General features: G+C 35.2%; 12 protein-coding genes. 3 read left to right on the forward strand and 9 right to left on the reverse strand.

Annotated features, from left to right (window positions below):
* Positions 1-84: 84 nt before the first annotated feature.
* The 7 genes from ACIQ1H_RS07110 to ACIQ1H_RS07140 form a co-directional block, all read right to left on the reverse strand.
* Positions 85-969: a DUF3298 and DUF4163 domain-containing protein gene (locus ACIQ1H_RS07110; RefSeq protein WP_402887610.1), complete on the reverse strand. Its 885-nt coding sequence runs from the start codon at positions 967-969 to the stop codon at positions 85-87.
* 6 nt (positions 970-975) lie between these two features.
* Positions 976-1,530, reverse strand: coding sequence for an RNA polymerase sigma factor (locus ACIQ1H_RS07115; RefSeq protein ID WP_402887611.1), 555 nt, complete (start codon positions 1,528-1,530; stop codon positions 976-978).
* A gap of 95 nt (positions 1,531-1,625) precedes the next feature.
* Positions 1,626-2,456 (reverse strand): polysaccharide deacetylase family protein, encoded by an 831-nt coding sequence (locus tag ACIQ1H_RS07120; protein WP_402887612.1) that lies wholly within the window; start codon positions 2,454-2,456, stop codon positions 1,626-1,628.
* Between the two features lie 168 nt (positions 2,457-2,624).
* Positions 2,625-2,972, reverse strand: a complete 348-nt coding sequence (locus tag ACIQ1H_RS07125) for a YhjD family protein (protein WP_172771340.1) — start codon at positions 2,970-2,972, stop codon at positions 2,625-2,627.
* The gene (locus tag ACIQ1H_RS07130) at positions 2,965-3,306 is read right to left on the reverse strand and encodes a YolD-like family protein (protein WP_402887613.1); all 342 of its coding nucleotides are present in this window, start codon (positions 3,304-3,306) and stop codon (positions 2,965-2,967) included. Before ACIQ1H_RS07130 ends, ACIQ1H_RS07125 begins: the two co-directional genes overlap by 8 nt.
* Positions 3,307-3,317: 11 nt before the next feature.
* On the reverse strand, positions 3,318-4,577 hold the full coding sequence (locus ACIQ1H_RS07135) for a Y-family DNA polymerase (protein WP_402887614.1): 1,260 nt from the start codon (positions 4,575-4,577) through the stop codon (positions 3,318-3,320).
* Complete coding sequence (locus ACIQ1H_RS07140) at positions 4,574-4,795, reverse strand: transcriptional regulator (protein ID WP_172771337.1); 222 nt, start codon at positions 4,793-4,795, stop codon at positions 4,574-4,576. Before ACIQ1H_RS07140 ends, ACIQ1H_RS07135 begins: the two co-directional genes overlap by 4 nt.
* A 443-nt stretch (positions 4,796-5,238) precedes the next feature.
* Between ACIQ1H_RS07140 and ACIQ1H_RS07145 the strand changes: the two genes are divergently transcribed.
* The 3 genes from ACIQ1H_RS07145 to ACIQ1H_RS07155 are packed head-to-tail and all read left to right on the forward strand — an operon-like array spanning position 5,239 to position 9,005.
* Positions 5,239-6,759: a spore germination protein gene (locus ACIQ1H_RS07145; RefSeq protein ID WP_402887616.1), complete on the forward strand. Its 1,521-nt coding sequence runs from the start codon at positions 5,239-5,241 to the stop codon at positions 6,757-6,759.
* A 16-nt stretch (positions 6,760-6,775) separates the two neighbouring features.
* Positions 6,776-7,897, forward strand: coding sequence for a GerAB/ArcD/ProY family transporter (locus tag ACIQ1H_RS07150; protein WP_402887618.1), 1,122 nt, complete (start codon positions 6,776-6,778; stop codon positions 7,895-7,897).
* Entirely contained in the window at positions 7,884-9,005 is a 1,122-nt protein-coding gene (locus tag ACIQ1H_RS07155; protein WP_402887620.1) for a Ger(x)C family spore germination protein, read from the forward strand. Before ACIQ1H_RS07150 ends, ACIQ1H_RS07155 begins: the two co-directional genes overlap by 14 nt.
* A 31-nt stretch (positions 9,006-9,036) precedes the next feature.
* On the opposite strand, the gene ACIQ1H_RS07160 is transcribed toward ACIQ1H_RS07155, so the two are convergent.
* Both ACIQ1H_RS07160 and ACIQ1H_RS07165 read right to left on the reverse strand, forming a co-directional pair.
* Positions 9,037-10,047, reverse strand: a complete 1,011-nt coding sequence (locus tag ACIQ1H_RS07160) for a nucleoside hydrolase (protein ID WP_402887622.1) — start codon at positions 10,045-10,047, stop codon at positions 9,037-9,039.
* Positions 10,048-10,289: 242 nt separating this feature from the next.
* Positions 10,290-12,893: a cation-translocating P-type ATPase gene (locus ACIQ1H_RS07165; protein ID WP_402887624.1), complete on the reverse strand. Its 2,604-nt coding sequence runs from the start codon at positions 12,891-12,893 to the stop codon at positions 10,290-10,292.
* Between the last annotated feature and the right edge of the window lie 472 nt (positions 12,894-13,365).

The following is a 13,365-nucleotide window of genomic DNA, read 5'->3' on the forward strand; positions in this document are numbered from 1 at the left end:
TCATTTTCGATTCAGCAACATTTTCACATATGATAAAAATTCTTTTTTTATTATTGCTGTTTGGCGTTATAGAATGCCCAGTACTTATCGTTTTATCTCAAATTCCTGTGGTCCTGCATATGGTGGGGCGATGTTATATTCATAGAAAAAGATGACAGGGTTCCCTTGTTCGTTAATATAGAAGTTTTTAGATGTAAACTCGTCTATTCCCCCAGCTCCCTTTGAAGCGTAATATTCCTCATAATACCATAATAGATTTTCATCAGCCTTGGCACGCTCCTTCACTTGGCGTTCAATCTCAGGATCTACTATTTTCTTGTAATTGGGACCTAGTAAATCAACAAGTGTTAGTTCTTTTCCTGTTGTCAAATCAATATTATAAAAATATTTCGTGACAAACGTTAGTCCGTTCGTTGTTTCTGTTTCATTAATGATAAATGACAACGTCTGTTCATTTGAACTTTTCACTTCATAATCAAATTTGTATGTACTCGGCGTATATTCAATATCCTCTGCATACTCCCCATCCCCAAGGTAGTTTTCCTTGAATTCAGCTGAGTCTTGCTTTGCCTTCTCAGCAAGACTCTCAATTTTTTTCTTAATCATCGTATTAATCTGATTTTCTATCGATGGATTACGTATATCAGTAAATTGTGGAATTTTAATATGCGCATCAATATAATCGGTTTTCTCTATATATTCATCTATTGTAATTACTTTGGCTACTGCCCCTAGTACTGGAACTTTTGACACTGCCAGTGCAAATGTAGGGCTTAAGTTCACAAAAAACATAAATATAAGACATGCCGTTAAAGGAATTGCAATAGATTTCATTTTCATGATCGTTATTCTCTTCTTCGGAGCCATCTCATTTTCAGCCTTCGTTAATACTTTTTTTCGTATCAATTCCTTATTCGCTAAATTTTCTTCAATAACACGTTTTAATACTTTTCGTTCATGCTCTCTCATTTAGCTTCAACCGTCCTTCCCAAACTTTTTTCGTATTTCGTGAGTGGTGCGGTAAATATGGTTTTTTATCGTCGATTGGTTTAAATGCAGTAATTGAGCAATTTCAGGAATTGATAGTTCAGCATAATAAAATAAATAAAACACCTTTTGTACCTTTTGTGGTTTTGATTGCAAAAAGCGCCAAATAGCCGATAGCACTTCTTTATTTTCTAATGCAATTTCTATTTCATTCTCGTATAGTTCACTATTTATATCAGCCTGATTATATTCTTTATCTTCTTTATTTATATCAAACAACGGTATGAGGCTTTTTACTTTTTCCTTTAAAGAATAATGGTTGTAGATTTTCGATTTAGCGATGCGTATTACATAGGCCTCTGGATTTTTAATATAATCGTGTCCCTTGTTCTTTAGTATTTGATAAAGTGCTAAATATGTTTCTTGAATAATATCAGGAATAACATTCGTATGATTGCATTTACTAATGACATATATTAAACATTGATGATAAGTTTTATCATATATTTCGTTAAATTTTTCTTCGACTACTTGCGTATCCAAAGACTCACCTCCCTTTAATGATACGAGGGGATGCAATCTACGAATGATTGAACAAATATCCTAAATGTTTTAATTAGTTTTGTTTTTTGGCACAATCAATTGCCAAAATAGGGATCGACTTTTTCTTCTTGTAGTGTTAAAAGTTCCGATACTGTTACAAACTCATATCCTTCTTTTTTTAATGTTATTAATAACTCTGGTAAAGCTTCTGCTGTTGCAGTATGAATATCGTGCATTAATACGATAGATTTATTAGAGACATTACTTAAAATTTCTTCTTTTATCGTTGCTGGATTACGACTTTTCCAATCTAGTGAATCAACAGACCATAGAATGGTAGTATAATTATTTGCATTTGTATAGTTTAAAATATCTTGATTGTATACCCCATATGGAGGTCGAAACAAAGTTGCTGTTATACCTGTCGCCACTTCAATAATATTGTTTGTTTTATCGATTTCTTCTCTCATTTCTTTATGCGTCAATTTCTTTAAATTTGGATGACTAAATGTGTGATTTGCTATTTCATGACCTTCAGCAGCTACTTGTGCCGCAATATTTGGATACATTTCAACTCTGCTTCCCAGCATAAAGAAAGTTGCTTTTGCTTCATGTTGCTTTAAAGTTTGCAATACCCGTGGTGTTACTTTTGAGCTCGGTCCATCATCAAAGGTAAGCGCTATGTATTTTCCATCTGGACGCAATGCAGTTGTTTCTACTTCTTCTATTACGTCCACGTTAGCTTCATTTTCTTCTGCTATTTCTTCGGTTTCTACAAGCCTTGCCGCATTACTAACAAGATTTTCAGCTTGTCCATGGTCCTCTATTTTTCCACCTATTAAGTAATAACTAGCTCCTAGCATTATAGTAAAGAACACAATGACCGCCACAATTCTAGCCCATCTAATTCTTTTCCTACCTTTCATTCCAATACACCTTTCTTTTCTAAATTTAATCTTTATAAAATAGAAGAGAATAAGAGAGTTGAAAAAGTTTCAATGAATTTTTAAAAAATATATCTTTTTTGTAGCATATGTTATAGCATTTTTCTACCTAGCCAATCTATAAAAAAACAGGTCTCTCAAGAGTACCTGTCATTTGTTATTGCTTATATGATTAATCAACAGTTTTTCCACTTGTGATTTGAGAGCCTGATTAGCATAACGGAGTACTACATCATTACCTGCCGTCGCGACTTGCACGTCACTAAAATATTCATCTACAGGCTGCCATCCTACTACGCGTATGCGATGCTGTGCAAGCTGACGTTTGAGGTTAAAATATTCTTGACGTAGTTCCTTAAGCAATGAATCCATTAAAGGAAGGAAGACTATTTTCATTTTAAATTGTTCCGCTTTTTGATAATCAATTTGCAATGATTTCACAGCTAACTCCAACAATAAATATTTGTGTAATAATTGTCTTTCATCGGCTTTAATCATAATAATCAGCTTCCAATTGTGCTGATTGTATATGCTGTAATGGAATGCGTATAGTCCTTATCAGTGTTTCCAGTATAAGTTCATTTGTATTGAAATTAATTGATTTTATTAATCCATTCCATTGCGTAGTTTTACTGTCCGTCCATACTTCTAACTTAACGTCGCTTTGCTGATGATAGGCTTGATTTATTGTTTGTTGTAATTCTTCTAGCTCCCAATCCGTTAGCTCTCTTGGTGGCTCTATATATTCTGTTTGCTTACACACTCTCAGCAGCTCCAAATGTTCTGGCAACATCATCGATGCCCATTTAATACTCCCTCTATCCTTTATCATTTCATTCACTCCTATGCCAAATGACCACCAACTAAGCGATCTCGTTTAATAGCTGTACCAGCTCTTGTATAAGACACGGCTCTTAATATAGAGGTAGCTCCAAACCTATTGCGTATTGCATCCATTGTAGGCCCTATGATTTGTCGTTGGGGTTTGCGTTCATCAAATAAATCCAACTGAATGCTATGTTCTTTCTCTAGGTTGGATATTCGGACTGATAATTGTCGTGCTGGCTCTCCAGCAAAGTGCTCATCCAGTAATTCAATACAAGCTTTATACATCACAAGCGTTTCACTTGTTGGTACTGCAATGGTTTTAGATCGATGAAACCCTTTGGTCATGGCACTATGACTATATGAAAGACCTAAGCTAATTGTACGCCCAACAAACCCTGCATCACGTGCACGTTTCATTACGTCTTCACACATTTCTAAGAGCACTACAGAAATATCTTTACGTGTGTGATAATCTCTCATCAGCATTTGACCCTTACCAAAACTTAAAGCTCCGTTTGTTATTAACGGCTCCCCTAATTTGGATAGATCTATTCCCCATGCATGGTGATAGAGTTGATTGCCCATTACACCAAATCGCTCTTCTAATTCTTCTAAATCTGCATTAGCCAAACCACCAACTGTTTCTATTCCCATAGCATTTAGATTTGCTTCCATTCGTTTTCCTATGCCCCACATTTCGGATAAAGGTCGTACAGGCCATAATTTCTTCGGAATATCCTCATACGTCCATTTGGCAAAACCAGTTTTCTTGGCATCGAGGTCTAAAGCTAATTTGGCTATTAACATGTTTGGTCCCATTCCGACTGCACTTGGTACATTAAATTGGTCCAGAATAGCTCTTTGTATTTCCTTCGCCGTTTCCTCAGGCGAGCCCCACAGCTTTTCAGTACCAGTTAAGTCAACAAAGCTTTCGTCCACACTATACACATGTATAGCCTCAACTGGTACGTAATTAGAAATCAAATTGGTAATTGTCATCGACATTTGAATAAAAAAACTCATTTTAGGCTCAAACAATCTAATGTCAGGATGCTTCGGTATCTCATAACGACGACTTCCAGTTTTGATTTTAAATTTTTCTTTCATCAATGGTGATGCAGCAAGTACAACGCTGCCTGGTTGGTCAAAGTTTGCTACTACTGCAACTGGATTTTCAAGAATATTTAACCCGTGTAACATTGCTACACAGCTGGCATAAAAGCACTTCATATCAATACACATAATAGGTCTATTCGGCATACCTTCATAATTCATACAACTTCACGCCCCTTACGAACAATAGGAATAACGGCTAGAACATTACTGATTAAAAAAGTACGCCTTGCATGTCTTGTAAAACAAAATGCTTGAAATGAATCGCCAACAATTTTAATGACTTTTACACGCCTTTTTGTGACGGAACCATCTTTCGCTATATACATCATGTTCACTAATTGATTGCGTTGCATAGCTTTAATCAGTTGCTCTCTCATCTTCGTTTTCCTCCTCAGTGCCAGTCATTCAAAAAATTTTGCACCACTAGCAACATCTAATGGCACAATAATTTTCCCTTTCCCTATCTTATGTAAGAACACTTGTTTGTATACATATTAGAACAAATGTTTGTACCTTGGCAAGATTAAATTTTTGGAAACAAAAAAAGACCAGTTACTCAAATGAGTCCCTGACTTAACCTTAACTTGCAAATAATCGGAAAATAGCTATGCATCAATGCATGATGCAGATCGTTTGCCGCACATAATATTTCACTTCTAAGCTAGCTAATAAATCGTGCTCATCTCATGTTTGTATTATTCTCCACAACTCTCCTGCTTACTAATAGGAATGATTGAAAATTATTGAAATAAGTATAGAACATCTTATTAAAGTCTATTCTAAAAACTAAGCAATAAATGTGAGGAGCCTACGATTCAATATGAAATTTAAACTACCTTTCAGGAAAAAAAAGACTCATGTAGAAGTTCCTATGCCTAAAGAAAATCGTGAGAAAATTGCCCAATCAACAGATTACTTTATTCAGTCAATAAAAGGCGCTACAAATAATCCATCTGATTTAATTATTAAGTCTGTTCCTCCCAATATTAGTCTGATTTATATTGATAATTTAGTCGATAAGCAGACATTAAATAATGATATTATAGCTAATTTACAAGACAAACCAAATGAAACACCAGAAAACATAAAGGCTAATCTTTCGATACCTGAGCTTACTGTAATCAGCCATCTAGTGGAAGCAAAAGAAGCAATAGTAGATGGATCTGTTGTGATTCATGTAAATGGCTTCGCACAACTAATAATAGCCAATATTGCGAGCCGAGAATCTCGATCATTGTCTGCTCCTGAAAATGAATCACAAGTGATTGGAACACAGGTTGGATTTAACGAGAGTCTTCCTACAAATATTTCTTTAGTTCGTCGTTATATAGTCAATGCTGACCTATGTATTGAAGAAATAAAAGTAGGAAAACGTACAAATACTTCCGTCACGCTTTTATATATGAATGGTATTGCCTCCGATGAAATGGTAAATACGTTACGTCAAAGAGTTACAGAACTTAACATAGATGCATTACTCGATAGTGCGGTTCTAGCTGAAATGATTGACGATAACTCCATGTCCGTCTTTCCTCAAATGTTGCTAACTGAAAGGCCCGACAGGTTTTGCGATTGTCTATTAAATGGAAAACTGGGTATTATCGTGGATGGTAGTTCGATGGCTATTGTTTGCCCTCAATCTTTTACTGAATTTTTTCAGAGTCAGGAAGATCAAAACTTAAGATGGCAAATTGCTACCTTTGTTCGAATATTGCGCCTTACTGCATTCTTTATATCTGTTTATTTAACACCGATTTATGTTGCAGCGTTAACTTTTCATTATGAGGTTATTCCTCAAGCTTTCTTAATTCCACTAAGTGAGTCTAGAGCATTAGTGCCTTTCCCACCAATATTCGAAGCATTACTCCTAGAGTTTATTATTGAATTACTGAGAGAAGCTGGAGCAAGATTACCAACAAAAATCGGGCAAACTATCGGTATTGTAGGTGGTATCGTAATTGGAACCGCAGCAGTACAGGCAGGTATTACAAGTAATATATTACTTATTATTATTGCATTAAGCGCCTTGGCATCATTTACTTCACCAAGCTATATGATGGGTAATGCGATTAGGCTTATTCGGTTCCCAATTATTATACTTGCAGGATTTTGGGGTTTTTATGGCATCATGCTAGCCTTTTGTTTTATATTAATTCATCTAATACGTCAATCTAGTTTAGGTGCTCCGTATATGTCTCCACTTTATCCACCTAGAATGAGAGGCATGCTAGATAGCGTTATTAGAATGCCTAAGCCGTTAACGGCAAGAAGACCCGCCATGACAAGGCCAGCGGATGAGGAAAAATTTGCCCCTGAACCTGTAAAACCCGAAGAAAGCTGAAATGAAGGTGAAATGAATGAAAAATCCTACACAAATTGGCCCTCAAAACATGATAAATGCTTACTTGCTTTTTTTTGTCATTCACAGTGCACAAATAGGAGTCGGTATACAGGGATTTCAACGTTATATATATAAAGATGCGGGACATGATGCATGGATTTCAGTTCTATTGGCTGGCATAGCCTCACATATCGTTGCTTTTTGTATGATAAAAACATTAGAAATATACGGTTCAAATGATTTATATGGGATTCAACAAGATATCTTCGGCAAGTGGATAGGCAATTTTTTAAACGCCATTTATATAGCTTATTGCTTTGTAGCATTTTTGTCTGTGTTACGTAATTACATGGAAGTGATTCAAGCATGGATTTTTCCTAGTATCGGTGCATGGTTTCTATCAGCTACTTTACTAATAATCATTATCTATGCTTTCACGGGTGGACTTCGAGTAATTGTGGGTGTTTCTTTTTTTAGTATCGTACTCTCTTTATGGATTTTACCTATGTTACTATTTCCGATGAAGTTTTCAACAGCAGATAGTTTACTTCCTGTTTTAGAAACGAACTTTAGCTCAATATTAAAAGGTGCACAATCGATGACCTTTACAATTATCGGATTTGAAATACTTAATATAATTTACCCTTTCATAAAGGACAAAAAAAACGTCAGTAAGTATACACATTTAGGTTTGTTGGCTACAACCATCCTATACCTAGCAGTGATGTTAGTTTCCATTACTTACTACAGTGAAGGAAAACTACTAAAAACAATATGGGCAACACTGACATTATTTAGTTTTATCAGTTTTCCTTTTATGGAGCGATTTGAATTTGTAGCGGTTTGTTTTTGGATGTTAATTATTTTACCAAATCTTTGTCTCTATTTATGGGCTGCTTATCGAGGAACTCTACGACTAATAAATATAAGTAGCACGAAATTTGTATGGATTTTCTCTTTTCTTATTTTCACTGTCTCACTGCTGATTCAAACTCGTACCCAAATCGATACGATTAACACGTATTTTGGAAAAGTAGCTTTTTATATCATCTTTGTATATCCGATTATCTTGTTTTTCTTCGCGATACTTAAAAAAATTTTCAGATCAAAGAAGGAGCATAAAAATGAAAAAGCATAGACCAATTATTATCCTTCTTTTATTATTACTTTTTTTATGGGGCTGTGCAGAGACCAATATTTTAGATCAAGTCGGCTTAACGACTTTAGTTGGCTACGATGTAGGAAAAGAAGAGGAAATAGCTACAACAGCCGTTATTCGTGAAGTAAATCCAGAGTTTCAGAGTAATGTTGAAGTTCTTACAACAGAGGACGCAACGAGTAAAGGAAGTCGGATGAAGTCTAATCGAAAGCTGTCTAAAAAGATTATGGTCGGTCAAATGAGGGTCATATTGTTTGGCGAAGAATTGGCGAAAGATAAACTGCATTATTACATTAATACAAACCTTGAAAATGCAAGCGTAAGCAATAGTTTATATATGGCTGTCGTAGAAGGTAAAGCAGAATCATTACTTAAATACGAATATAAAAATATTGATGACATTGGTCAGCATATATATAAGCTTTTAGAACAAAACATTAAACAAGAGTATACAATTTCTCCAACACTTCATGAAATTGCTCACGATTATTATACGACGGGTAAAGATATAGCCATGCCTATAATAAAAAGAGATGAAGAACTTGTTGAATTAAGTGGAGTAGCCCTTTTTAAAGATGACAAAATGGTCAGTACACTCCCAGCGAAAGATAGTTTTTACATCAAAGTTGTTAGAGATACATTTAAGGTAGGCATATTTGAAACAACATTAGAAGAAGATGATCTCCCCCCATCATTACTGAAGAGCAAAGAAAAAGTCCCTATAGCTTTTGATGCCATTCAATCAAAAAGAAACATTCAGTTAGTAGATTCTTCTAAAACAGAATTTGACCTAAACATTAAAATGAAAGCACGCGTATTAGAAATACACCAAGATATAAATTTAGGCAACCCTAAAAAGGTAGCAGAACTTGAAAAGGCAATTAGTAAAAAACTAACAAAGGATATATCGAGAGTGATTGCACAAAGTCAGGAGGTCCAATCCGATATCTTTGGATTTGGAGAGAAATATAGAAGCACAGTGCGAAACTCGAATTTGACAAAAGAAAAATGGCATGAGATTTATAAAGACATCAAAGTGAATGTGAATGTCGACTTTGTTATCGTAAGGAATGGCGTTTTCGAATAAATGACTAAGATTCTTTAAAAGTTAAAGTCAATTATTTTAAATCGCTGTTTACTTGTTGGCCAGTCATAACGGACAAAAAATTGTGAAAAAACTTTTCATAATTTATATCGAATGCAATCCGATGCTTTTTTTGCCCAGCATTTAGGTTTTCATTTGGTAGGGTCTCTGCAATACTTTGTCCTCTTGCAGGACCGTCCAGTTTGTCGATGACGGTTACAGGATATGACTCATATGTGAACATGTCAGGGTTCATAACAGCCATAAGGGTTAGTGCATCGTGAAGAGGACTCCCTAGAAGTGAGGGGTCCCTTTCTTTATAAAAACGCGTATAATACTCCATTAATGGTTTGAAAATCTTCGCCTTCCCAAAGTGATCGATATAGTCCACCATGCCAGGTGTAACAATAGCTTTTTGTGTTGCATTTAAAGGAATGATTGTCACATTTTTAGCATAGTTGAGTACAATATTTACCGCGAAAGGATCTCCGTGAAAGTTCGCCTCAGCGATGGACGTTACATTTCCTGGAACCCCAAAAGCGCCACCCATAATATAAATTTCCTTTACATTTCTCATTAAATCTTTGTAGAAGATAAACATTGTAGCTAATGAGGTAAGCCGACCGATATTTACGATAATCAGCTCATCCTTATATTTTTTTATGATATTTACGATTTCTAAAAAGTTTTCCGTTTTAAAATCGTAGTCTTCATTTAGTATAATTGGTCCAAGACCATGTTCTCCATGAATTTCTGGAAAGTATGTTGGCTGTTCCCCAGTTAAAGGTACTTCTGCCCCTAAAATAACAGGGATTTCCTTAGGGAAATTAAACAATTTCATCAAATACAAAATATTGGAAACTGCAACTTCTCTAGATACGTTTCCGTAATCTGCAATTAATCCAACAATTTCTATTTCTTGATGTAATCTAGCGTAGATTAATGCAGCTGTATCATCAATGCCAATATCTCCGAATAAAAGCACTTTTTTCACGAAAGAGCCCCCTTTTATTTCCACGAAAGCTACCCTTATAGAAGCATACATAGTATATGAACAAAAGAAGTGATTCGTTATTAATAAGGATTTTCCAAACGTTTTGAAATCTAAAAACTATCCAAAATTCGAACAGTTTCAGAATGGTTTAAAAAACAAGAAGGAAGACTATGTCCAATAACCATTACACAAAGTAAAGACATACCTTTTACTCATCCTGAAAACAAAAATGCCCGCTATTAAATAGCGAGCATAAATGTCAATTGATATTGAGTGCCAGGCACTTAAGTGTATTATTTGCTTCTCACAAACAATAGTTTGTACCATTGATTAACTAAAAACGGCAAGAACGATAAGCTATAAATAAAACCTAATTGTGCGCCAGTTAATGGGGCAACTTCAAATATATTCGTAAACGATGGTACAAATAATACAACATGTAAAGCAACAAAGCCGATTAAAAATGCTAACCAAGTATATTTATTCGAAAACACACCGATAGCAAAGATGGACTGTTTGGAACGGGAGTTAAAGCCATGAATGAGTCTTGATAAACATAGCGTTGTAAATGCCATTGTACTTGCTGTTAAAGTATCTCCTGTTGACAACCCTATTTCGAAAGCAACCGCCGTAGAAATAGCAATTAATAATCCTTCAAGTATCACTTGGGTTGTAAATATTCTATTTAGTAATGGTGTGTGAATATTTCTTGGCTTGTCCTTCATTGTATTTTTATTATTTGGTTCCAGCCCTATGGCAATTGCTGGCAAACTATCAGTAAGCAAGTTAATAAATAATAGATGGACAGGCGCAAATGGAACTGGTAAACCTAAAACAGTTGCATATAAAACTACAAAGATCGCCCCTGCATTGCCTGAAAGCAAAAATAAAATGGCATTTTTAATATTTGTATAAATACTTCTTCCATTTGATATTGCTTTGACAATCGTTGAAAAATTATCATCCGTTAAAATCATAGAAGAAGCATCTTTTGCCACCTCGGTACCAGTTATCCCCATCGCTACACCAATATCAGCTTGCTTTAAGGCTGGTCCATCATTAACACCATCTCCCGTCATAGCAACGACGTTTCCTTTTTCCTGCCAAGCTTTTACAATACGTATTTTTTGCTCAGGTGTTACGCGAGCATACACTGAGTAATCTTGCACTTTATCTTGCAGTTCTCGATCAGTTAATTTTTCAATTTCAGCTCCTTCAATCGCTTCTGTTGGATCCTGTAAAATACCAATTTGCTTAGCAATTGCAGTAGCTGTTATTTTATGGTCACCTGTAATCATTACAGGTTTAATACCTGCATTAATACAGCTTTCGACTGCCGCCTTTGATTCTTTTCTCGGAGGGTCCATCATTGCGATTAATCCGACAAAGATTAAATCTCTTTCGTCTACAACAGAGATTGCCCGTGGTTCATATACCGCCTTGTAGGCAATAGCCAATACTCTTAAACCATTCATCGAAAAGTCTCGGTTAACTTCTTCGATTCTTTTCTTATGCTCATGAGTAATAGTTAATAAACCATCAGAAGTATGAATTTTCGTGATTTTCGAAAGTAAAACATCTAATGCTCCTTTTGTAATCATAATATTTTGCTGATTTATACGATTCACCGTACTCATAAGCTTTCTATCAGAATCAAAAGGAAGCTCTGCCACCCTTGGACAATTTTCTCTGACGAGTAATTCATCAAAGTCATATTGCTTTCCTAATTTCACAAGTGCAATTTCAGTAGGATCACCGATTTCTTTATGATCTCTTTCTAGCGCATCATTACATAATATTGCCTTCCAAATAAGATCTTTTTCGATTGTGTTTCTCATATTAAGTTGATCATGCGGAATAACTTTTTGATCAACATATAAATGCTGCACAACCATTTTATTTTCAGTTAAAGTTCCAGTCTTATCAGAACATATAACAGAGACACTCCCTAAACTTTCAACAGCAAAGAGTTTTCGTATAATAGCATTTTCCTTTGCCATTTTTTGAGTCCCAAAAGCCAATACAATGGTCACTATTGAGCTTAACGCCTCAGGTATAGCAGCAACTGCCAATGAAACAGCGAACATGAAGGATTCTACCAACTCACGCCCTCGTACAAGGTCAATTGTGAAAATAACTACACAGATCATCGTAATTCCTAAAGCTAATTTTTCCCCAAACTGATCTAGACTAACTTGTAGAGGTGTCTTCTTTTCTTTCGCAGTATCTAGCAAATTGGCTATTTTACCAATTTCCGTTTCCATTCCAATAGCAGTAACAATCACAATACCCCGACCATTCGTAACAAAGCTCCCCGTAAAAACCATATTCTTCTTATCAGCAATCGTTACATCTTCCTTGATGGGGTCCGCAAATTTTGCAACGGCTAAAGATTCACCAGTAAGGGAACTTTCATTTATATGAAGATTATGGCTCTCTACTAATCTTCCATCAGCATTTATATAGTCACCCGCCTCTAAATACAGCAGATCTCCTACTACTATATCTTTAGACGGAATCTCGATAATCTGATTGTTTCGCATCACTTTCGCAATTGGCGAGGACAAAGCTTTCAAATTGCCTAAAGATTTTTCCGCCTTTACATGCTGTACAGTACCGAGAATCGCATTTAAAATAATGACAATTAAAATGACAATTGTGCTTTCTACTTCACCTAATAGAAATGAAATAATAGCAGCTATCATTAAAATGATAACTAATAAATCCTTAAACTGTCCGAAAAAAACGGCAAGTGTACTTATCTTTTTACCTTCCTCTAATACATTAAAACCATACACTTCTTGCCTTTTTTGAACGTCAGAATCACTCAATCCTTTATTGGTCACGCTCAATTTATTCATGACTTCTGCGGACGACTGCTGATGATATTGTGTCATTTCATTTAGTTCTCCTTCCAGTGTAATTTTATTAGACTATCATACTCATGACGAAAAACGATTGCTGCTATTTTACAAACAATAGCGTCTCGCAAAACTCAAATAGACTTTTATAACTTATGTGTCATTCATCGTAGAGTTGACTATTTCAATAGAAGGAAAATGTCTATTGAATAGTCTTTTAGCTACCAAATTTCAATTTCCATCCTATCTACTCCATCTCCAAATATTCGAACTATAACAATCTATTCCTTGTCCTAATCCAGTATGATAATAATTAATATAGAGATTTAATTATTTGTACTATTGTTGATGTAAACTCACAGAATTTACCAACCTCATGGAAATGAAAGCCCCCTCGACTATTAGCATCAAGGGGGTTAAATTAACTTAGCAAACGCTATATTCAATAATATACAGAGTGCCAATAAAAAGAAGTTTCCCATTAAGATAAATAGTGACTGGCACTTTC

The sequence above is a fragment of the Lysinibacillus sp. NPDC097279 genome, from assembly GCF_044761745.1.
Classification (GTDB): domain Bacteria; phylum Bacillota; class Bacilli; order Bacillales_A; family Planococcaceae; genus Lysinibacillus.

Excerpts from the sequence above, each read along its gene's own strand:
- ACIQ1H_RS07110 (WP_402887610.1), bottom strand. The coding sequence starts at position 969 with ATGAGAGAGCATGAACGAAAAGTATTAAAACGTGTTATTGAAGAAAAT.
- ACIQ1H_RS07120 (WP_402887612.1), bottom strand. The coding sequence starts at position 2,456 with ATGAAAGGTAGGAAAAGAATTAGATGGGCTAGAATTGTGGCGGTCATT.
- ACIQ1H_RS07125 (WP_172771340.1), bottom strand. The coding sequence starts at position 2,972 with ATGATTAAAGCCGATGAAAGACAATTATTACACAAATATTTATTGTTG.
- ACIQ1H_RS07130 (WP_402887613.1), bottom strand. The coding sequence starts at position 3,306 with ATGATAAAGGATAGAGGGAGTATTAAATGGGCATCGATGATGTTGCCA.
- ACIQ1H_RS07135 (WP_402887614.1), bottom strand. The coding sequence starts at position 4,577 with ATGAATTATGAAGGTATGCCGAATAGACCTATTATGTGTATTGATATG.
- ACIQ1H_RS07140 (WP_172771337.1), bottom strand. The coding sequence starts at position 4,795 with ATGAGAGAGCAACTGATTAAAGCTATGCAACGCAATCAATTAGTGAAC.
- ACIQ1H_RS07145 (WP_402887616.1), top strand. The coding sequence starts at position 5,239 with ATGAAATTTAAACTACCTTTCAGGAAAAAAAAGACTCATGTAGAAGTT.
- ACIQ1H_RS07150 (WP_402887618.1), top strand. The coding sequence starts at position 6,776 with ATGAAAAATCCTACACAAATTGGCCCTCAAAACATGATAAATGCTTAC.
- ACIQ1H_RS07155 (WP_402887620.1), top strand. The coding sequence starts at position 7,884 with ATGAAAAAGCATAGACCAATTATTATCCTTCTTTTATTATTACTTTTT.
- ACIQ1H_RS07160 (WP_402887622.1), bottom strand. The coding sequence starts at position 10,047 with ATGTATGCTTCTATAAGGGTAGCTTTCGTGGAAATAAAAGGGGGCTCT.
- ACIQ1H_RS07165 (WP_402887624.1), bottom strand. The coding sequence starts at position 12,893 with ATGACACAATATCATCAGCAGTCGTCCGCAGAAGTCATGAATAAATTG.